Annotated in this window: 12 protein-coding genes and 1 pseudogene; 5 read left to right on the plus strand and 8 right to left on the minus strand. The window is 68.6% G+C overall.

Annotated features, from left to right (window positions below; genetic code table 11):
• Positions 1 to 842: 842 nt before the first annotated feature.
• Both AB0O82_RS13755 and AB0O82_RS13760 read left to right on the plus strand, forming a co-directional pair.
• Positions 843 to 2,054 carry a cupin domain-containing protein gene (locus AB0O82_RS13755; protein WP_363583247.1) on the plus strand — a complete coding sequence of 404 codons (1,212 nt, stop codon included), beginning with the start codon at positions 843 to 845 and terminating at the stop codon, positions 2,052 to 2,054.
• Positions 1,988 to 2,845, plus strand: coding sequence for an aldo/keto reductase (locus AB0O82_RS13760; RefSeq protein ID WP_363583249.1), 858 nt, complete (start codon positions 1,988 to 1,990; stop codon positions 2,843 to 2,845). Before AB0O82_RS13755 ends, AB0O82_RS13760 begins: the two co-directional genes overlap by 67 nt.
• Here AB0O82_RS13760 and AB0O82_RS13765 read toward each other — a convergent pair.
• From AB0O82_RS13765 to AB0O82_RS13785, 5 genes and pseudogenes are all read right to left on the minus strand, one after another.
• Positions 2,833 to 3,690 carry a hypothetical protein gene (locus AB0O82_RS13765; protein WP_363583251.1) on the minus strand — a complete coding sequence of 286 codons (858 nt, stop codon included), beginning with the start codon at positions 3,688 to 3,690 and terminating at the stop codon, positions 2,833 to 2,835. The genes AB0O82_RS13760 and AB0O82_RS13765 overlap by 13 nt on opposite strands.
• A 1,162-nt stretch (positions 3,691 to 4,852) precedes the next feature.
• Positions 4,853 to 5,113 (minus strand): annotated as a pseudogene (locus tag AB0O82_RS13770) (DUF6112 family protein); the annotation flags it as partial.
• An 80-nt stretch (positions 5,114 to 5,193) separates the two neighbouring features.
• Positions 5,194 to 6,348, minus strand: coding sequence for a C40 family peptidase (locus AB0O82_RS13775; RefSeq protein ID WP_363583253.1), 1,155 nt, complete (start codon positions 6,346 to 6,348; stop codon positions 5,194 to 5,196).
• Positions 6,349 to 7,230: 882 nt separating this feature from the next.
• Positions 7,231 to 7,938 carry a hypothetical protein gene (locus AB0O82_RS13780; protein ID WP_363583255.1) on the minus strand — a complete coding sequence of 236 codons (708 nt, stop codon included), beginning with the start codon at positions 7,936 to 7,938 and terminating at the stop codon, positions 7,231 to 7,233.
• Between the two features lie 651 nt (positions 7,939 to 8,589).
• Positions 8,590 to 10,062, minus strand: a complete 1,473-nt coding sequence (locus tag AB0O82_RS13785; protein ID WP_363583257.1) for a hypothetical protein — start codon at positions 10,060 to 10,062, stop codon at positions 8,590 to 8,592.
• 42 nt (positions 10,063 to 10,104) lie between these two features.
• Between AB0O82_RS13785 and AB0O82_RS13790 the strand changes: the two genes are divergently transcribed.
• Together AB0O82_RS13790 and AB0O82_RS13795 are read left to right on the plus strand one after the other, a co-directional pair.
• Positions 10,105 to 12,213 carry an ATP-binding protein gene (locus AB0O82_RS13790; protein WP_363583259.1) on the plus strand — a complete coding sequence of 703 codons (2,109 nt, stop codon included), beginning with the start codon at positions 10,105 to 10,107 and terminating at the stop codon, positions 12,211 to 12,213.
• Positions 12,210 to 14,393 (plus strand): WD40 repeat domain-containing protein, encoded by a 2,184-nt coding sequence (locus AB0O82_RS13795; RefSeq protein WP_363583261.1) that lies wholly within the window; start codon positions 12,210 to 12,212, stop codon positions 14,391 to 14,393. The genes AB0O82_RS13790 and AB0O82_RS13795 overlap by 4 nt, the downstream gene beginning before the upstream one ends.
• A 167-nt stretch (positions 14,394 to 14,560) precedes the next feature.
• Here the strand turns inward: AB0O82_RS13795 and AB0O82_RS13800 are convergent, their stop codons facing one another.
• The 3 genes from AB0O82_RS13800 to AB0O82_RS13810 form a co-directional block, all read right to left on the minus strand.
• Positions 14,561 to 16,501 (minus strand): DNA/RNA helicase domain-containing protein, encoded by a 1,941-nt coding sequence (locus AB0O82_RS13800; protein ID WP_363583262.1) that lies wholly within the window; start codon positions 16,499 to 16,501, stop codon positions 14,561 to 14,563.
• Positions 16,498 to 17,445 (minus strand): hypothetical protein, encoded by a 948-nt coding sequence (locus tag AB0O82_RS13805; protein WP_363583264.1) that lies wholly within the window; start codon positions 17,443 to 17,445, stop codon positions 16,498 to 16,500. The genes AB0O82_RS13800 and AB0O82_RS13805 overlap by 4 nt, the downstream gene beginning before the upstream one ends.
• 200 nt (positions 17,446 to 17,645) lie before the next feature.
• A complete protein-coding gene (locus AB0O82_RS13810; RefSeq protein WP_363583266.1) occupies positions 17,646 to 18,452 on the minus strand; it encodes a nuclease-related domain-containing protein in 807 nt (268 codons plus the stop codon).
• Positions 18,453 to 18,692: 240 nt separating this feature from the next.
• Here AB0O82_RS13810 and AB0O82_RS13815 point away from each other — a divergent pair, with 240 nt between their 5' ends.
• Positions 18,693 to 20,279, plus strand: coding sequence for a hypothetical protein (locus AB0O82_RS13815; protein WP_363583268.1), 1,587 nt, complete (start codon positions 18,693 to 18,695; stop codon positions 20,277 to 20,279).
• Positions 20,280 to 20,311 lie beyond the last annotated feature (32 nt).

Genomic DNA, 20,311 nt, shown 5'->3' on the forward strand with positions numbered 1-20,311 from the left:
GGCTACCCGTCCCAGCCGGTACTACCGCGGAGAAGGGCCTAAGCATCCCCCGTAACCGGCCGACCGTCGAACGGTCGACACCGGAGGCCTCGGCTGGGGATTCCGGTGTGAAGCCCATGCTCTTCCCGTGCTGGATGAACCACTCGCGGCTGCGCCCCATCGGCCACCACCCCCAGTGCGCCAAATCGTCCGTCGGCAGAACATGCCAGGCTGCGCCCGGGTTTCCCGCAGCGATGCCACATCAATGCATCAATTCTGCTCTGTTCCATCCTGGTTGGAGGCGCTTTGGTGGAGACCTGCCGCAGCCGGTCGGCTCGGCAGGCGCGAAGGCTGGGCCTCGGCTTGGTTCATCGCGCTCCACAGACCGGCACGTCCTGGGACGTCTCCAGGATGTCCCGAGATGGGGTCGTGCCGTCCCGGTACCGATCGCCAGCATCAACGGAGACCGGGAGAAGGCACAGGGCCGCAGCACAGTGCCTGCCAGAGCTGTCCGGAGTGAGCTGGCCGGGCGGTCGTCGGACGCGGTCACTCAAGACTTCCCGCTGGAACCCCGGCGGGATTACCCGATATGGAAGGAGCACAACAGTGCCCGAGAATACGCCATCCCCCACCAGGGGTGGCCTTCTGGTGGCCGTGGAAGTGCTGGCAAGCGTCCACGACCGGCATGACAGCGACCGCTCCGACCCGGGGACGGGCGGTTCGGGAGACGGCCCCTGGCCCGACGGTGATGGCCTGAACAACCCCGCCTGACAGGCCGGCGTCCTGGGGTGGAGGGTCCCGTCGACCAACTCGGCGGGATCCTCCGTCCCCTCGCGCTTCTGACTCGAAGGAAGAGAGAGACTGTGAAGCACCGTCTGGTACGTGCTGTTGAGGGAGCTCTGGGCTGGGAGGGCCCCGGGCAACTCGGGAAGCAGTTCGCTCGGGGCAGCCTCAGCGACACCGAGCTGGTGGGGCGAATGCTCACGCCCCAGGGACTTCTCGACATGGTGATGCGCCGGAGCCTGGCGAACCCTCAGTTCCGTTGCTTCCGTGGCGGCGAGGAGTTGCACCCCAAGGCCTACCTGAGCTCGCAGATCTCGCTCAGGGGCCAGAGTATTCCGATGGCGGATATGCGCCGACTGGGCAAACTCCTCCGCGAGGGCGCGACGATCGTTCTGGATCAGGCGAACGTCTTCGACCCCACGATGGAGGTGGCGTGTCGGGCTATGCAGTGGTGGTCCCGGGAGAACGTCCAGGTCAATGTCTACCTGACCACCAACGACGCCGCCGGCTTCGACCTGCACTGGGATGACCACGATGTCCTGATCATTCAATTGGCCGGTGAGAAGGACTGGGAGGTGCGCGGCGCCTCACGCCAAGTTCCGCTGTACCGCGATGCCGACCGGAACAACACGCCCAGCGACGAGGTCGTCTGGACGGGTGCGATGAAAACCGGTGACGTCATGCACATTCCGCGCGGCTACTGGCACAAGGCGTCCCGCGTCGGCCGCGGTCCGGGACAGAGCATGCACATGACGCTCGGCTTCGCCAAACGGACGGGAGTGAACTGGCTTACCTGGCTGGCAGACTGGTCCCGCGAGACCGAACTCTTCCGACATGACCTCGACCGCTGGGGCACCCCCGAAGAGCGAGAGAAGCAGCAACGGGAACTGGCCGCTGCTGCCGCACGCATCGTCGCCTCGCGGAGCCCGGCAGACTTCCTCGCTGCCCGCGAACGGGAGGCCATCGCACCCAGGCACGTGCCGCTCCTGGAGATCTTCGGGCCGCTGGAAGCCGCGGTGTGCATCACCGACTTCCAGCCCGTGATCGAGGAGAACGGCGAGACGGTCGACGTTCGTGCGGCCGGGAAGAAGCTCACCTTCACCGCCGAGGCCCTGCCCGCTCTGCGCATGCTTCTCGGTGGCCAGCCTGTGAGGCTGGACGAGGCAGCACGCCTTGTGGGCAGCGAAGTTGGGGACGTGGCGAAGATCCTGACGGAGGAAGAACTGTGCGCGAGCCTCACCCCCGAGTTGTTCTCGGGTTACACCGGTCTCGTTACGAACGCCGACTGCTGACGAGCGCCCTGGAACTGGGTATCACGGCGATTGACACGAGCTTCAACTACCGGGACTTCGGGGCGCACCGGAGGCTGACGGAGATCGGCGGCGACCTCCTTCCGCGCTTCACGTTGTCGACCAAGGTTGGATTCTTCCAGGGGACTGGCAGAGTCGAACACTCTCTCGACCCCGGCCGGTTACGGCTCGCCCTTGAGCAGTCGAATCGGGACCTTCAGCGAGTTCCGGACCTCGTCTTTCTGCACAACCCGGAACGCTCGCTACGCGAAGCCCCAGACGCCCGCGACACGCTGGCACAGGCATGCGCCACCCTCGACGACGCCACGGCGCAGGGACTGTGCGGATCTTGGGGCATCTCGTCATGGGATCCGTCCTCGCTGCCCGACCTGGTAGACCCCACGATGCTGAAGCCGTCCGTGCTCATGGTCCGGGTCGGCCTGCTGGTCGGGATCAGAACGCTGGACTCTGCCGACGACCTCGCCACCCGGTGGGGCTTGCAAGCCGATTCGATGTGGGGGATGAGCCCCTTCGGAGGCGATGCCAGAGACCCCGTGTGGGACATGCTCGATCCTCGTATATTCCTCCGGCACCAGGGGAGTTCGCTGTCCCGTCCGCAGGCAGCGTTCAGGGCCGCCTACCACCTCCCACAGGTCGGGACGTTGGCCGTCGGCTCGGACAATCCCGCGCACCTTCGCGAGCTGCTTGATGCCTTGGACAGCGCTGCGGACGAGCAGGTGATGCTCGAGTACCGGGATCTCCTGCGTGACCGGGCGAGCCGTCAACCCGCTTGAAGTTCCTCCATGATCCGGGCGGCCATGTGCCGGGCCGGCTGCACCCGGGGATCTTCCGGATGGGCGTCAGGTCCGATGATCTTCGAGCAGACGAACAGCGTCATCAGCCTGCCGTCCCGGCTCTCCAACTCGTCTCGGCGCTCTCGGCGTACGCGGTCGGCCAGTGCTGGGACAGCAAGCGAATTGGCCCACAGCGACGCCGAGTCCAGACCCCGCGGCGCGTTTCCCCAGTCCTCCCAGTCGAACAAGCAGAATCGCGGGCCGGTGACGTTCGCCCAGTTCAGGTCCGCGTGGGCAGGTGCCCACCGCGTGATGGTCGTCTCGAAGATGCTGGGAAAGGCGGTGCGAATGGCCTCGGTGACCACAGCTTGGGTGATGGTGACGGTGTCGGGGGTGGCCAGCCGCGTCGTGTGTTGCCCAGCCAACGCGTCCAGCGCGGAGTTCAGCGCTTGCCACCAGCTTTCAGGAAGATCCGGATCGACTGCGAGCACGCTGCTACCGACCGGGTTTCCCGGTAGGAGGCTGGTCTCGTCGGCCCGCCACATCGCCGTGTTCGATTCATCCCGCCAAGCCAGTCCCGCGTACCACGTGGGCTTGTCGATCACTGTCAGGGTCGCCGCGCATTCGGTGCCGTTCCAGCCCTGGCCATCGATCCTGTCGAGCCGGCGCCGTTCGATCCGGACCCAGGTATCACGCCCCGTCCGCGCGCCGACGGAGCGGCGCTTGCGCAGCACCGTGTCCCGCTCCAGGCGAACCTGGAGAGCCTGCTCAACGCGGTCGAGAACATCGTCAACCGGCTCAACCCGCAAGTCGACAGCACGGGCGGAGGACATCGGGAGCGTCATGCGTGTGACCGTAGCAGCGGGTCAAGCTCGGCTCCAGCTCTTGAACGAATAGGGCCTGGAACACCTCGCCAATTGTTGGCTTTCCAGAGGTCAGATGGGCTTCCCGTTCGCCGACGGCCAGGCGCGCTGCTGGAACAGATTTTGGATTCATAGACGGCCGCGCCGCGCTTCCGGTCCGCGGGCAGGTTTGGCTGACCAACCGGTGAAATGGGGGCTTTTCATGCCTGAGCACGCGCTCGACCTTCCGATGCCCGTGAGGGACCTCCGGCGCCGGATCGGTGATCTGTCCCTGCGGCTGCGCACGTCCGGATTGCAGGCGAAGCCGGGCGAGCCGCGGTTCGTCGACTTCGACAAGATCCGACTGCCGAGCGGTGAGGTGGTCGGTCGCAAGAAGGTGATCGTCATGTCCGGCGGTTGCTCGGTGCCGACGTGCACGATGTGCCCCTTCACCAACCTGAACAACTACGGCATCGAGGGCGGTAGGTCGGGGAAGAGCCTGCTGGAGCAGGTGCGGCTCACTGTGGTGCGGACCGAGGACGAGCCGTCGTACGAGGTGCTCTCCCTCTACAACGACGGCAGCTTCTTCGCGCCGAAGGAGATCCCCCGGGACGTCCAGGTGGAGATCGCTCACCTGGTCGCGGCGGCTGGGGTGAAGCGGCTGGTGGTGGAGTCGCTGCCGCAGTTCGTCACCGAGCCGGTGCTGCGCCCGTTCGTCCAGGCGCTGGGCGAGGTGCGACTGGAGATCGGCATCGGTCTGCAGTCCGCGGACATCCTGGTGCGCGAGACGCTGGTGAACACCCGGATCACCCAGAAGTCCTTCGAGCGGGCACTCGCGGTGATGGCCGACCTGGGGGTGGACCCGAAGATCTACCTGATGGTCAAGCCGCCGTTCCTGACCGACGGCGAGGCGGTGACCGACGTCGTGGAGTCGGTGAACTACCTGACGGGGCTCGGTGTGAGCGGGATGACGCTGTGTCCGACGCGGGTGTCGCGCAACACCGTGGCGTGGGAGCTGTGGCAGGCCGGGCAGTACACCCCGCCGAACCTGTGGACGGTGGTGGAGGCGATCCGTCGGGTCCACGAGCGGCTCGCAGTGTGGGTGGCGTGCGTGAATCTGAGGGGGTCGGATTTCGAGTCGGTGTTCCCCGACGCCTGCTCGGCGTGCGGCGCCGAGCAGCAGCGCGGCACCCGCGCTGACCAGCACGCCCTTCTTGCCGTTGGCCTCGGCCTGGTGACCGCCACTGTGGTGACCCCAGGCCCACACCCCGGCGCTGACCGCGAGCGCTCCAACCACGGCGATGAGCCCGAACAAGTTGATGCTGCCCATCACCTGCTTGAGGACCGCCAGGCCGGGCAGGCCGCCTTCGTTCGGGGTGATCCCGGGGTCGTACGCGAGCTGTACGGCCTTGTCAGCAAGAAACACTGCGAACTCCAGTTCGAATTTGGGCACGCAAAGGTGCGCCGTGAGGAAAGAAGAAAGGGAGGGGAGGGGAGAAGCGCCGGTCAGACGACTCGGCGGGCAGCGACGATCTGCGACTGCCAAGAGGCGAGCGTGTCGACGGAGACGACCGCGCCTGTATGCGGGGCGTTGATGATCAGCCCGGAGCCCATGAACATGCCCACGTGACCGGGGCTCGCGGCACTGCCGTCGCTTCCCGCGGTGAACACGAGATCCCCTGCCTGAAGTGCGTCGACCGCGACCGGCTTGCCCTCCGCGACCTGGGTGAAGGTCGTCCGGGTCAGGCTCATTCCGGCCGCCTTGTAGGCCATCTGCATCAGCGAGGAGCAGTCACAGCGCCCCATCGGATCCGGGCCGTGGGAATCCTTGCAGGAGCCGCCCCACTGGTACTGGGTACCGAGCTGGCCCATCGCCCAGCGGAGCGCGGTCTGGACCTGCGGCGGGGCGTCGGCCGGGATGGTGTACCCGGCCGGCGCCGAGCCAGGCGGGATGGTCCCGAAGTCCGTGCCGTTCCCACTGCTCGTACAGCTGCCCGGGTTGCTCGGCTCGGTGCTGCCGCTTCCACCGGAGCCGGACGGCGAAGGACTGGGTGACGCAGTGCTTGTCTTCGTCAGCAGCGGCTCGATTGCCTTCTGCAGCGCGGTCGCCAGCGGCTCCCACTTCGCGTAGGCGTCCGGCAGGCCCGACTTTTGCACGGCCTGGGCGGCCTGGGTGACGGTCATCGACTGCCACCCCGAAACCTGCTGGAGCGCCGCGTAGAACTCGGTGCTGGCGTGCACCGGGTCGAGGATCTCCGTTGCGGTGCCCCAACCCTGCGACGGCCGCTGCTGGAACAGCCCCAGGCTGTCGCGGTCGCCGTAGGTCAGGTTCCGAAGGCCGCTCTCCTGCGACGCGGTCGCCAGGGCCACGATCTGCCCGCGCGCCGGGATGTTCATCGCCACCCCGGTGGCCTGGATGGTCTTGGCGTTGGGCACCTGCTCGTCCGGATCGTCCAGGCCCGGATCGGAGACCGTCCCCGTGGCACCGCCGTCCAGAATCGACTTCACCTGCGTAGCGACGGCTGCGGTATCCACAGCTTGTGCGCCGTTGGGAGAGCATGCGGCTGAGGCGCTGCCAGCTGAGAAGGCAAGGATCGGAACGGCCAGCAGAAGCGGGCCGGAGGCCATGAGCCCGACGATGGCTCCCGCCGAGTTCTTCAATGCCGCCGCCGTTCGGCGGGGCGAACAGCCAGATTGGGCAGCGGGGTTGGACCTGGACGTGGATGTATCAGGGCATGCTGCATGGCAGCGGCTCCTCGCTGGTCGTAGGAGGCGCGGTGCCGGCTCCTCGTCGAAAGCCGCCGGCACCGCACTGTTGTGAATCCGCCCGTGAAGGGCGGCCCCGGGTCAGAGGAGTTGGTAGCTCCCGGACGCCGGTCTCGAATATCGCGCGGCAGCCAGCCGCGCTCGTAATCTCAGGTGGTACACAGAAGTCCTCACGGCAAGCCAGCGATCAGATGAGTGAATTCGGCTGCGCGGAAGTCCCGTTGGGACACGGCAGCACGGGTCGGCACGAGTGGGGCGAAGGCCTTTCCTCGGTGACACGGCGAGACATTAGACGGAGATTCCGGTCGCACCAAACGGCCGAGAAGTTGATCTCTAATCTGGCTGGCCACTCATTTGGTGCGACCGGAAATCGCGGCTAACGTCCGCCTCATCCCCATCCCGAGTGGCCGACCGCGCAGCCGTTCGGGGCGGGCCAGCCTCCGTCGTACTCAGGAGAGACCCAGCTATGAGCTGCAACGAATACCGAGATGACCTCCCAGCCCTGCCCGGGTCGGGCGCCTGTAACCTGCCCCGACCGGCAAGTCCATCGAGCCAAGCTGCCTCGACGCCACCCCATGCAGAGCTGACCCAGGGTGACTTCGATTTAGCCGGGCCCGAGGCGTGAACTGCGAAGAGCGTTGGCTGATCGAAAAATAGCGGGGCGGCGACTGCGCCAAGTTGACGGTGCAGTCACCGCCCCTGATGCGTGGCCGACTCGCTGTCAGATTCACCGGTCGGCGGAAATGCGATCTCTGGTGCTCTGTATGGGGAGTGCCATCACTCCGCTGGAGCGGGTGCCTGCTGTGGGAATGGCTCCTCAGTTCCCGGGGCATGAGTCGCTGTTGTTGGCGTGTTCGCAAGGAATGTTTGGGTGACGACTCCTGCGATCTCGCGGTTGCCGAGTCGATCGAGCAGGATGGCGATACGGAGGCAGTCTCGGAGTCGAGGATCCTCCAGCTTTGCGATTTCGCCTTCGACCTGTTTTGTCTCCTCGCTGCGCAACACGTCTGTTCGGAGCTTGTCGAGGTAGTTGTCCGCCCGCCTCTTGGCCTCGGTGTTCATACGGAGGAAGAGGAGCGTGATCGGCTGGATTCCGAGCCCCACCAGCAGGGAGAGCTCGGATCCGGCGCCAATATTTCCGACTGTGAGCGCATGGATGGATGCCGCGAGGATGATCAAGAGTCCCAGCGAAGACGAGCCAAGCGCGAACACATGGTTCGCATACGCTTGCGCCCTGGCTTGCGCGTAATACCGGCAGAGCACCTCGGTGCCAGAGGGGTGAGGTGGTGGCACCGGGATGAGCCGTCGAAACCGACGCCTGCGGCGGATGAGGTTGGCGCGCTCCAGCTCCGCCATGGTCGTGGCATAGGACGCCGCATGGACCGTTCCGTAACCCGCAGCCGAGAGCGCGATGGCCATTAGCAGGGCAAGCTCCTCCTGCCCCGCCGGCTGTGCTGCTGCGAGTTCCACGGCGATTTGAAGCACTGGACCGCTCCTCCCTCGGCGCCAGCGGCACGCTGGACACAAGGCGTCACGGTACTGCCTCAAAAAGTAGTCGCCAGCTGAGTGGTGCCACCGGATTCCCCCAGACGCGCCCATCACGCTGGCGTGCTTCCTGGCTGTGTGGCCGTCAGGCGGCGACACCGAGCGCTCCCTGAGGCCGATCAGCTCGGTTTGGCCCCGTCCAGCACAAGATCACGGAACCCGGCCGTCCTCGTCGTAATCACTCGTTCGGGGGATGTGTGGTGGCAGCGCGTGGACCGGGCCGCTTACCTCTCCGGTGGCAGTGCGAAGTCGGGGGGCAAAGTACTCGGCGTAGTCGGTGCCGCCCTCATTGGGTGCCCTGCCGCGTGGGTCGGTGAATAGCCTGCGGCATGGTCTACTGGACAGTAGGAACGATGGTAGGCGCGCTGGATGCGCCCGAGGCGGTGAATACCACCCGGTTCTCGCCGAAGTAGTCCCTCCTCCTGTCGGGACGAGTGTTGCGCAACCACCGCGGGGCTCCGATGAGGATGCGGCTGGCACCCTCCATCTCTCTCGCCGACGGGTGAAACGAGGTTCTGGATCACTTTCCGTGCCAGGGCCACGGACGGCGGATCAAAAGAGGGGCACCCTGCGATCTCTTGATCATCCTGACTACGGCTCGCGCTCGAACACGAGCAACAGCTGGGTGACGGCCGGTGTCTCAGCTGCTTGGGCCTGGACGCGGTACAGGCCCGGCTGGAGAAGGGTCACCGTGGCGAAGAGGTCGTTCTCACCGGCCGACAGGCGCGGCCCGGCCACACGGGCCTCTGTCTCGGTGTTCACGATCTCGCAGGTGACCGTGACGGGACTGTCGCGTCCGGTGATCCGCAACCGCCATGGCCGACCGGCGATCACGCACTCGTCCGGCAGGTCCAGACCGAGTTCGCCGGGGCCCATCGGCGGGCCCGCGTAGCCGTCGTCCTCGGTCAGCACGCCGTGGACGTAGCGCAGGGCGACATCACCCTTGCCCAGGGCGCCGTGCTGGAGGGGCAGGTACACCGGCCTGTCGGCGCCACCGCTGGCCGCGTCGCGGTACACCGTGCCGTCGCCCCAGCGGTCCAACCGCTGCGGGATGCCGTGCACGGTCCGCTTCAGGTCCCCGTGCTCGCCGGCCTTGAACGCCCAGTGCTGCGGATAGACCAGGCCGTTCTCGACGCGGATGCTCTGCACAGTCGGCTGCGCGACACCGACGACCGCTCGATGGCCCGGCAGAGCGGCGCTGCCGTCGGAGCGCATCGTCAACTGGAAGGCCATAGCGGCCCTGGCGAGGTCCGGATCGCCTCCGATGCCGGCCACCGCCTCAGGGGTGAGGCGCGAGACCTCCAAGCCCTCGTCGACGCAGCGGTAGTCCGGCAGCAGGTCGTGCACGCCGGGGAGGGTCACTGCCAGGGCCTGCAGGCGGTCCAGGACGCGGCCGCTGAGGCCGCCGCTCCGACGCCCGCCGTTGAGCATCAGGGCGGCGTTCGCCGAGCCTAGGAACGGTGTTCCCAAGGTGATGACGGTCCGGGTGTCCGCCCGCAGGTCCCCGTGCCGGCCGAGCGCGGCCCGGGTGACCAGGCCGCCCATCGAGTGCGCCACGAACACTAGTTGCGGCATCCGGTCCTCGCACAGCGCACGCAGATCAGGCGTGGCCCCGACGGTCGCGGTCCACGCCTCCAGGTGCCGGCGCGCCGCATCGGCGAGCAACCGCCCGTTGTGCTCGACCGACAGACGCCAGTCGTACGGGAACGGCAGGACCGCTTCCGGCCAGGCAACCGTGTCGCGCACCATCGTGAGGAGCTCGTGGTAGGGCTCGATGCCGTTCAGCAGGGGAACCCAGGCCGGCAGGCGCAGCAGGGCGGACGGCCGCACCCGTGTCCCCTTGCCCTCCCGTTCGGCTTCGGTGACCTGCAACGCCTCCAGACCGTCCGTGCGGCTGAACGCCCGGCGCAGCATGGCCGGTTTCAGCCCCCACAGCAGGCGGCCGCTCTCCCCGTCGACGAGTTCGCTGCCCATGATGCCGGGCACCACGACGACCGCGTCCTGGGTGACGTCCCGGCTCCGCGGTGCTCCCGGTTGCCAGATACTGCCGACGGCTTCGCGCATCCTCTGCTCCCCCTCGTTCCGCTCTCCGGCACACTAGCGCCCATGGACAGTGGGAGGGGGGCCGTTCCCTCGGCAGCCGACGGAGCGCGTCGCAGGCTGCTGACCGTCGTGGTGCCGGGCTACCAGGACGAGGACCCGGACTTCGCCGACGGGGTGAAGGAGCAGCTCCAGGTACTCGACACGTGGTGGTGCGATCCGGCCCTCGGCATACGGGCTTTCACGCATGAACCGGCGCCCGACCTCCAGGAGCGCCGGCAGGTGGAGGCGTTCCTGGAGGAGACCGAACTGCGGGAGGCCCCTCGGGAGGACGCCATCGTGCTGTTCATATCGGGGCACGGTGAGGCCAGTGGCTCCGGGAGCCACTTCCTCCTGCTGCCGTCGACCGACCGCAAGCGGCTGCTCGCCACTGCCTACCGCACCTCCGACCTGATCGCCGCGGCCCTGGACTCCCACGCCCAGCACGTGTTCGTCATCGTCAACACGTGCTACTCCCGCGGCGCCGACATCAACCTTGCACAGGTGACCCGTGATCTGAACCGGCAGCGGTCCAACAGCCCGACGCTGGCGGTGCTGGCGGCCACCGACTTCGGAACCACCGTCGGCGTCCGCGAGTTGAGCGCGCTCCTGACGCAGGTACACAAGCAGCTGAGTACGTCGGCCGAACTCACTTCCGAGTACCTGAGTTTCGCCGAGTTCATGGAGCAACTCCGCGACGCCGCCCGGGCCACCGGGTACCAGGCGCCGTTTCCGTTACTCGGCCTGGACGGTGCCAGCACGCCGCACCTGTGCCTTCCCAACCCCGGCTACCGGCCCACCACGCATCTGGTGGCTCCCCAGCGCAGCCAAGTCGCCGCCACCGAGGAGGACATGCGCTACTGGATCAGTCGAGCCAGCGGACGGCCGAACCGGAAGGATCCGGGCTGGTACTTCTCCGGCCGCCGGCCCCTCACCCGTGCCCTGGCGAGCTTTCTCACTGACGGGCCACCAGCAGGTCACAGTCCGTCGTTGATCGTCACGGGCACGGCCGGCAGCGGCAAGTCCGCGGTGATTGCCCGCGCCGTGACGTTGAGCGACCCGGGTCTCCGTGCCAACCCGGCCTACGCCGGCGCCATCGCGGACTCCCCGGCCGACACGCTTCCCCCGGAGGGTTCCATCGACGTCGCGGTCCTGGCCCGCCAACGCACCGCCGAGCAGGTCGTCACCGCCCTCCTCGAAGGCATCGGTCACAAGGCACCACGGCCCGACTCCCTCACGGATCAGCTCACCGCCATGCGCGGACACTTGACGGAAACCCTGCGCAGGTTGGCGGTCATCGGCCGCACCGCCACCTTCGTCATCGACGGTCTCGACGAGGCCGACGACCCCTACCTCCTGGTGAGCCAGGTCATCGCACCCCTGGCCCAAGCAGGCCAGGCCGCACCTAGGTTGGTGATCGGCGTCCGCAGCCACCACACCGACGACGCACAAAGTGTCCCGGACAGTACGGAGCCCGCCCCGGACACGGCTCTCCTCGACCACATCAGACGGGCCCTCACCCTGGCCACCGACTTCTCCCGGTCGCAGCTCCCGCCCGTGGAGCTGCGGACCGACGGACCGGAGACGGTCGACGACATCCAGGCGTACCTGCAAGCCCTGCTCGACGACAGCCCCGACAGGCCGTTCGACCCCGCGGCCACGGCACGCCAGATCACCGAGCGGATCCCGGCCGTCTCCTTCCTCGACGCCCGCATCGCCGCCAACCAGCTCCGCGAACACGACTCGCCCGCTGACCTGCTGGACGACCCGCAGTGGTGGGACTCCCTCGGCGACGGGCTGGTCGGGATGCTCCGTCGGGACCTGCGTGCCCTGAACACACCGCAGCTGACCCCCGACACGGCCCTAGGCCTGCTGAGGGCGGCCGCGTTCGCCCAGGGCGCCGGCGTGCCTTGGGGCCCGATCTGGCCGGCCCTCGCCGAAGCCGTCCTGGATCGGCCGCTGCCCGATGCCGAGGCCGCGATCAGCGCCCTGCGGAGCAGCCGACTGATCGGCTACCTGGCGCAGGACACCGAGGACGGCCGCACCGTCCACCGCCTCGCGCACGAACGCCTGGCCGAGGTCCTGCGGACCGAGCCCCACCGCCTGCACACCGCCCCGAAGGAGCCGCAGTCGTGACCCCAGCGCCGCAGCCGGACTCGCCTGCCGACATCCACCGCCGCATCGCCCACCGCCTCACCGGGCTGGCCGACACCGCGGACGGCGTCCCACCGCACCCCTACGTCCGGCGCCACCTCGCCCAACACGCGGATCTCGGCCACGTCCTGGACGACGCGACCCTCCCAGCCGCGTTCCTGCCCTGGGACACCGACGGCAAGCTCCGCGGCCGCCTCGGCCTGCCCAGCACCCCCGGTGACGACCAGACCGCAGTGGCCGCCTGGGCCGAGATCGAGCCCTTCCTGCACGACGCCGACCACCGGACCCGCCAGGTCAGCCTCGACTTCGCCCTCGCCACCAGGGCTGCGCCCCCCAGGGCGCGCACGGCGGTCTGGCCTCGGCATGCCCGCTGGCAGACGCCGAACAACGTGGTGGTGGACGCCGGTGCGGTGCTGACCAGCCTCGCCCTGTTCCGCTCGCCGGACGGCCGCCCGCACCTCGCCGCCGGCGGCCGGGACGGCGTTCTGGTGGTGGATCCGGCGCAGGGTGCGCAGGTCGGTGAACCACTCCGCGTCGAAGGAGGAGTCCGGGCCGTGGTGGCGTTCACCGCGCCGGAGGGGCGGCCTCTGCTCGCCACCGGCGGCCGAGACGGGGTGGTGCGGATCTGGGATCCGCTGACCGGCGCCGAGACCGGTGAGCCTCTGCACGGTCACGAGGGAGCCGTGTCAACGATGGTGGCGTTCACCGCGCCGGAGGGGCGGCCTCTGCTCGCCACCGGCGGCCGAGACGGGGTGGTGCGGATCTGGGATCCACTGAACAGCACCGAAGTCGGTGAGAGGTTGCAGAGTCACAAGTTCGAGGTACGCGCTGTCGCGGCGTTCCAAGGCCTCGGAGGCCGACCCCTGCTCGCCACCGGCGGCCGAGACGGGGTGGTGCGGATCTGGGATCCACTGACCGGCGCCGAGGCTAGTGCACCGCTGCACGGCCCTGGGGGTTACGCATCGACGATGGCGGCGTTCAACGGGCCAGAGGACGGGCCGCTGCTGGCCACCGGCGGCCGAGACGGGGTGGTGCGGGTCTGGGATCCATTGGCGGGCCGGCACGTCGGGGAACTGATGCACGGTTACGAGGGCGCCGTGTTGGCGCTGGTGGCGCTCCCCGGGCCGCAGGGCCGGCCGCTGCTGGCCACCGGCGGCAGGGACAAGGTGGTGCGGGTCTGGGATCCGCTGAAGACCGGAGCGGGTGCGTCATGGCCCGGCCACAAGGCCGGGGTACGGGCGGTGGCGGTGTTCGATGGGCCGGATGGCCGGCCGCTGCTGGCCACCGGCGGTGGTGACGAGGTGGTGCGGATCTGGGATCCGCTGACCGGCGGCGAGGCAGGCGCTCCGCTCCGCAGCGCCGACGGCGTGGTACAGGCTGTGGCGGTGTTCGATGGGCCGGATGGCCGGCCGCTGCTGGCCACCGGCGGCAGCGACGGGGTGGTGCGGATCTGGGATCCGCTGACCGGCTCAGCGGTTGGCCAGTTGCTGCACACCCACGGGAGCTCGGCAGCAGCTGTGGTGTCGTTCGGCGGCCCCGAAAGTCGGCCGCTGCTGGCCGTCGGCCACCTCAACGGGGTGGTGCGGGTGTGGGATCCACGGACCGCCTCCGAGATCTGCGAGCCGGTTCGAGGGCCCAGGTCCACAGTGGCGGTGCTGGTGGCCTTTGCCGGACCAGGAGACCAGCCGCTGCTCGCCACCGGGGGTGAGGACGGGGCGGTGCGGGTCTGGAATCCGCTGACCGGCGACCCGGTCGGCCGGCCGCTCAGTACTCCTGAGAGTGCGGTGCGAGCCATGGCGGCGTTCGATGGACCGGATGGCCGGCCGCTGCTGGCCACCGGCGGCAGCGACGGGGTGGTGCGGATCTGGGATCCGCTGACCGGCGAAGCTGCCGGCCCGCCGCTGCAGGGCCACCAGGACTCGGTGGCTGCCGTGGTGGCGTTCGGCGGCCCGGGGGGCCGGCCGCTGCTGGCTAGTGGCAGCAAGGACCGCAGCGTGCGGGTGTGGGACCTCGATGGGGGCCAGTGCTTGCTCCGCATCGTCACCGCCAGCCCCATCCACGCTCTGCTCCCGGTAAAGGGGAACCGGACGGGCGCGTCAGGTCTGTTGGTCGGTGCCACGGCCGGATTCGCCTTCGTCGATGTTGCGATGCCCGAGCGCTGACCGCCGTTGGCCCCCATCCCAGCGGCGGCCCGGCATGCCCACCGCACCCCCCGAGCCGCCGGACCTCAGCCGCGAAGGCCCACCGAGTTCGCACGCGACCTCGAACAAGCCCCCACAACGCAAAGGTCCCGCCCGATCACATGGACCGGACGGGATCTCGTGACCATTCACGAGTCAGACTCGTGACCAGTCGACGTTTGCGGGAAGAGGGAGTTGAGGAAGCTTTGGGTCTCGCGGTCAGTGGAGTAGAGGCGGGTGGCGTGGATGCCGCGGGTGAGCAGGACGTGGTAGATGTTCAGCGCCAGGCGTAGGTAGTCGCCGGGCTGTACGTCCCGCATGGCTCGGTCGCGGCTGTACTGGGGCCTTGGCAGCCAGGCGTCGTCGCGGCGTACGAGGTCGGGGCCGATGATGACCCCGCTGTAGGCGTACTCCAGGCCTTGGGCGGTGTAGATGCAGCCGATCTGCCGGTGGCCGCCGGGGGCGGTGGCCCAGAAGTTACGGTGTGGGGCGGAGGCCGAGCGGATCTCCTGGAACGCGTTCCACGGTGCCTCCCAGAGCTGTTCGGTCCCATCGGCGTCCGTCCAGGGGATGGCGACCTCGGGTCGGAGCTGGGAGGTGTCGCGGGCCCAGGGCCAGCAGAAGCCGGCCGCGGTGCGGGCACGGCGCCCCTGCGCGGTGTGGTGGTCGATCCAGGCCTGCAGGTCTTCCGGGTTCGCGCTCAGCCGCAGGTCGTAGTCGGTGTCCTCCCAGCTGGTCGGTGTTCCGTAGAGCAGGTCGGTGACCCAGCCCATGTAGTCGGCGGAGGAGCTGGTGCGGAAGCAGCCGGCGAGGCTGTGGTGCTTGAACGCCGCCCCGCTGCGGGCGGCCAGCTCCTGGACCTCCTGCAGCGTGAGGCCCTCGTTGGGACAGACGATCTGTCGCTCGTCCAGGAACATGACCACGATGGGGACGCGGTCGACGATCTGCTGCACCAGCCCGTACCCGTCCGTCGGCCGGTGAAGGCGCTGCGCCTCGTCCAGGATGGTGATCCGAGAGCCCTTCAGTGCTGCCGCCGGGACATCGCCGGGCAGCATGAACAGGTCCCGGGCGCCGCGAATGGCTGAGGTGGCCTCGCGCAACTGAGCGACCAGGGTCCCGGACGGACTGACGTAGCGCGGCTGCAGGGCTGACTCGTTGCGCAGGTAGTGCCCCATCAGTCGGCTCGCGATGACGGTCTTGCCACTGCCTGGGCCACCGGTGACGGCTACCACGAGCCGTGTCCCGCGTTGCTTCGCAGCGGCGACGAGGCGTCGGACGCTCAGTAGCGCGTCCTGCTGGTCGCCGATCAGCTTGATGGAGGAGTGTGGCGAGAGCAGCAGGTCGCCGACGCTCTCCAGCAGCGTCTGCGACGGCGTCCACCGCATGCTCTGGAAGGCCCGTACCTGTTCGTCGTCCGGAGCGGCAAGGTCGGCCGCCAGCAGGAGTCGTGCCGTCTCGCGTGCGTCGAGGTCCGGTGCTAGATCGTCGCGGCACAGCACGGGGATGCCACTCAAGGGGCCGGTGTTGTGGTGCTCCCGAAGGGGCTGGGCCTGGGCGGTGGTCGCGTTGTGCAGGTAGGCCAGGCCGCGCACCTCGACCCCGGTGTCTCCCGCCTCGAACCACTGCTGGAGGAAGGCGGTGTAGCCGGCGACCTGGACGACCGGATGGGTGGGCTCGTCTCCGTCTGCGAGCTTCACCTCGGTGTCGGACAGGACGGTGAAACGGGTCCACTGCTTCAGCTCCACGACGACGAGCGCCGGGATGCCCTGCTCGGTGCGGCCCAGCAGCAGCGCGTCGAAGCGGTTGGCGCTGCCGGGAGTCGTGTACTCGAGGTAGATCCGCAGTCGGCCCAGGCCGGCGTGGACGAGCGCGTCGACGAGGTGCGGCCAGCTGCGCTCCCAACTGCGCCGCTCGGCCTCGCCGACCGTGCGGCGGCCGGCGGCCTCGAACCGGCGCACACACTCTCGGACGAAGGACGGCTCCTTCATGAGGTCGGCCAGCTCGGCTACTCCTCCCGCCCACACCCAGGGGCTGTTCGTGCTGTCCGCCGTGCCGTCGGTTGCGGGCAACTGCCTGGTGGCGGCTGTCATGCCGCCACCAGCGCGATGTTGCTGCGGTGCCAGGCGAAGTACGGCCCGCTGGCGTCGGTGAACTCGGTGCAGTGCCGTCCGCTGAGCGCGGTGAGTGCGGGCTTCAGGCCCGGGTCGTTGAGGGCGGCGGGTGTGGGGGTGACGATGCCCTGCTCCGACACGTACAGGTAGCCGTGCTCGAACAGGACGTCGCAGCCCAGCACGCAGGCGCCCATCACGTTGGCCAGGTCCCGGCGCTCGTAGATGTCGCAGTCGCGGCGACGCTTGATGTGCGCGGTGTGCACTACGCGGCCCGGCAGAGAGGTGCCGCACAGTGCGCAGGTGATGCGTTCGGCGAGCTTGAACTTCTCGCGCCGCAGGCGCTGCTGCTCGCGGCGGACCAGGGTCTGCGTGCGCTGGTCGAGTTCGCCGTCGATCTCCAGGTACCGGTCCGGGGTGCCCTGGTCGGTGTCGCCCGGGGCGGTCAGATCGGTCAGGGTGGTCGGGGTGTCCTGGACCAGTGCGTTGATGACATTGTCGATGACAGTCAGGTCCTGCAGGACGGGTGCGCCCTGTTTGTTGGCCGACAGGCGCAGGGCTTCCATCGCCTGCTCGCCGAGCAGTGAGCCGTCGACGTCCGTCTGGATGTCGAGGACGTCCAGACGGATGCGGTGCGGGTAGGTGTCGTCGGGCCAGACCGGTTCGGTGTCGACGAAGGCGTCACCGGCGATCCGGGCTACCACCAGCTGCTTGAGCGAGGCGTGTGCCCATCCGCCGGGCGCGACCCGGGCGTTGGGGCCACGGTGGCCCAGCAGCAGGAAGTCGCCAACGCTCAGGCCGGCCAGGACCTCGTCGGTGCGGCCTCGGGCGACGGTCTCGGCGCGCCAGCCCCACAGGGAGCGCTGGATGCCGATCTTCAGATTGGCCTGCGAGGGTGCGGGCACGTAGACCAGGGCAGTGGGCACTGCCGGCCTCCTTCACGATGCGACTCCGGAACGGAGTTCTGTGATGCCGCCCCCGCCAGGCTGCCGGGCATGCCCGGGTGCGCAGCAGGGGCTGCTGAGACCCCCCAACATCTACACCACGCCTCCGACAGGCCGCCCCGCCGGGGTGCTGAAAGGACGCGGCCTGGCCGTCGCTGGCACGGTGGCCCCTCGTCAGGCCGCTACGGACGCGGCAAAGCCGCTTGGGCGACCTCCTGCTCCTGCTCGCGGTAGGGCCTGAACCTGATCAGGCAGTGTGCCAGCAGGTCCTGCTTGCCAGTGGTCTGCGCGGTGCGAACCGCGTTGAGCAGGTCGTCGGCGCCGACGATGTGGAGGTTGGGCAGCGGGAGGCGGCCGCGGCGCACGGGCGGCCCGTGAATCACCATGATCGCCGTCGGAGTCACCGGAAGGTCCTCCCGAACGAACTTCAACTCCCAGAGGAACGTCTTGACCTGCTCGGTTCGGTCGTGCCGCCCGTACAGTAGGCGGCCATCGTTCAGCAGGCGGACCTCGGCGCCGGGCACAGGCGTCCAGTTCTTGGAGTCGATGACGACCAGCTGGTTCCTGGGGCCGATGGCAATGTGGTCGAGGTTCGCGGTTTTCCCGGGGATGCCGCGGTCGTGCAGGATGCGCCAGCCCTCCGCTTCCAGCGGCGCCAGGAGCCCGGCGGTGGTCCTCTCGCCGGCGGCGCCCAACTCCAGGCGCTCGGCCTTCGCCAAGTCGTCGCTGCTGGGCGGAATACGCTCGGTGCGGTGAGGGCCCACGCTCCGGTGTGGCCGCTTCCTGGCCAGCACGGCGGCGGTCAGCGCGAGAGCGACGGCTAGGACGTAGTAGTGGACCAGCGCCGCGAACCCGACCACGAGCACGAGGGCGACGATCCGAGGCGCGGTCCAGGGCCGGGAGCTCTCCTCGCCCTTGACGGTTCGTTTTCTGGGCGCCCGGAGCCTGCGGGCCTCACGAAGCGCGCTGTCGCCGGCAGGGTTGTTCATGGGGCTCCTTGCTCCTGGTTCCGTAGCGTCACCGCCGTTCGCAGTCTGTCAGATCGGGCTGACAAGGGACCGCGGCGGCCATGGCGCCGGCAGCCTGACGCGACGCCGCGCGAACTCTGTTGTCAGTAGCCACGGATACCGTGTCGCTGGACGATTTCATGGGCCGGGTCGACGGCTTTGGTTCGCAAGGGGCAGCAGTTGAAGAGCTCAGGAACGACGGGTTCCCGGCGTAAGCAGGTCATGACGCAGGCCCTGAAGGTGGCGAGGCTCTGCCTGGCGAACCTCGCGGAAGGGGATACCACGTTCCGGGAGATGAAGGCGGTGATCGAGGACCTGCTTACCGCTGAGTACAAGGGACGGGTCCTGGTTGAGCTGCTGCAGAACGCCCATGACGCGCACTTGGCCACGCGTAGTGACGGGCGAGTCGAGATCCTGCTCGACGAGGACGAAGGCGAGCATGGTGTCCTCTATGTCGCGAACGGCGGTCGAGCGCTGAAGCCGAAGGACTTCCAGGCGCTGTGCCGCGTCGCACTCTCCAGCAAGCGTCCGGACGAGGGCATCGGGCACAAGGGCGTGGGCTTCAAGAGCGTGCGCCAGCTGACCGAGGCGCCCGAGCTGTACAGCGTCTCGGACCCGGAGGCCAAGGCGTTCGACGGCTTCTGCTTCCGGTTCGCCCGGTCTGCGGACTTCGACTGGCTGGCCCAGCAGATCGCGCCTGATCAGACCGATGCGGCAGATCAACTGCGGGACAACCTCTCCACCCTGAAGGTTCCGCTGCCCCTCGACGAGGTGCCCGAGCCGGTGCAGCGGTTCCGACGCCGTGGGATCGTCACGGTGGTTCGCCTGCCGCTCCAGGATGCCGAGGCGCGACAGGCAGCTGTCGACCAGTTCAATGAACTCACCGACGACAGTGCTCCGTTCGAACTTTTTCTGGACCGGCTGGCAGTAGTGTCGGTGGTACACACGGCGGCGGGCAGCACGAAGCGCACGGTCTATCGGCGGCAGGTGACCTCGCTGTACAGCTCGCGCGACCTCAAGATCCAGGAGGTGGCACTCCGTCGGGGTCTGCGGTTGATCGTGGTCCGGAGCAAGGTCGCAGCGGAGCGGGCTCAAGAGGCCATCGCCGTCAGCGGGACCATGGGGGCGGCCTGGAAAGCATGGCAGGGCGCGGCAGAGGTGGCAGTTGCGGTCCCGGTGGACGAGCCACTCACTCGCGGGCGCCTTTACACCTTCCTGCCGATGAGCACCGAGACGCCCTCTCCGGTCAACGGCTATGTGAACGCGCCGTTCTTCTCCCACGTCAGTCGACGCACCTTCGCCACAGACATCCCGTGGAACGACCTGCTGCTGGACGAGGTGGCCGCCGCCTGCGCCCGGGCGGCGGTTCTGGCCGACGAAGGCCGGGTGGAGCTTCCGGGCAACGCCCTGGTCGACCTGCTCTGCCGTCAGGAGAGCGAACTTCCCCGCCTGGACGAGGCGTTCCGGAAGCTGGACGGGCAGCTCGACAAGGTCTCCTTCATTCCGGCGGTTCATCCGGTCGGCGGCCGGACCTCCTTCAGCGAGGGCTTCCTCTGGGACCAACCGGAGGGCGTTGCGGCCTTCACCCCGCACGCGATCGGGGAGACTGGGGTCGCCGAGATCATCGACCCCAGTCTGCATGCCGTGCGAGCCAATCGGTTGCGCACGATGGGGCACCTGCGCAGGCTGTCGCTGGAACCCGGCAGGGAACGGCTCTCCCAGTGGGCCGAAGCCGTTGCCGGGGTCCTAGGCAGTGTCGTCAAAGTGATCTTGGCTAGTGGATCATGGTGTGGTGATACGTCGCCATGAACTCTCCGATGCCGAGTGGGGCTTGGTGGAGC

The organism is Kitasatospora sp. NPDC088264, assembly GCF_040685715.1.
GTDB lineage: Bacteria > Actinomycetota > Actinomycetes > Streptomycetales > Streptomycetaceae > Kitasatospora.

Coding starts and splice junctions, on each gene's coding strand:
- AB0O82_RS13765 (WP_363583251.1), bottom strand. CDS start 3,690: ATGACGCTCCCGATGTCCTCCGCCCGTGCTGTCGACTTGCGGGTTGAG.
- AB0O82_RS13785 (WP_363583257.1), bottom strand. CDS start 10,062: ATGCGCGAAGCCGTCGGCAGTATCTGGCAACCGGGAGCACCGCGGAGC.
- AB0O82_RS13790 (WP_363583259.1), top strand. CDS start 10,105: ATGGACAGTGGGAGGGGGGCCGTTCCCTCGGCAGCCGACGGAGCGCGT.
- AB0O82_RS13800 (WP_363583262.1), bottom strand. CDS start 16,501: ATGACAGCCGCCACCAGGCAGTTGCCCGCAACCGACGGCACGGCGGAC.
- AB0O82_RS13810 (WP_363583266.1), bottom strand. CDS start 18,452: ATGAACAACCCTGCCGGCGACAGCGCGCTTCGTGAGGCCCGCAGGCTC.
- AB0O82_RS13815 (WP_363583268.1), top strand. CDS start 18,693: ATGACGCAGGCCCTGAAGGTGGCGAGGCTCTGCCTGGCGAACCTCGCG.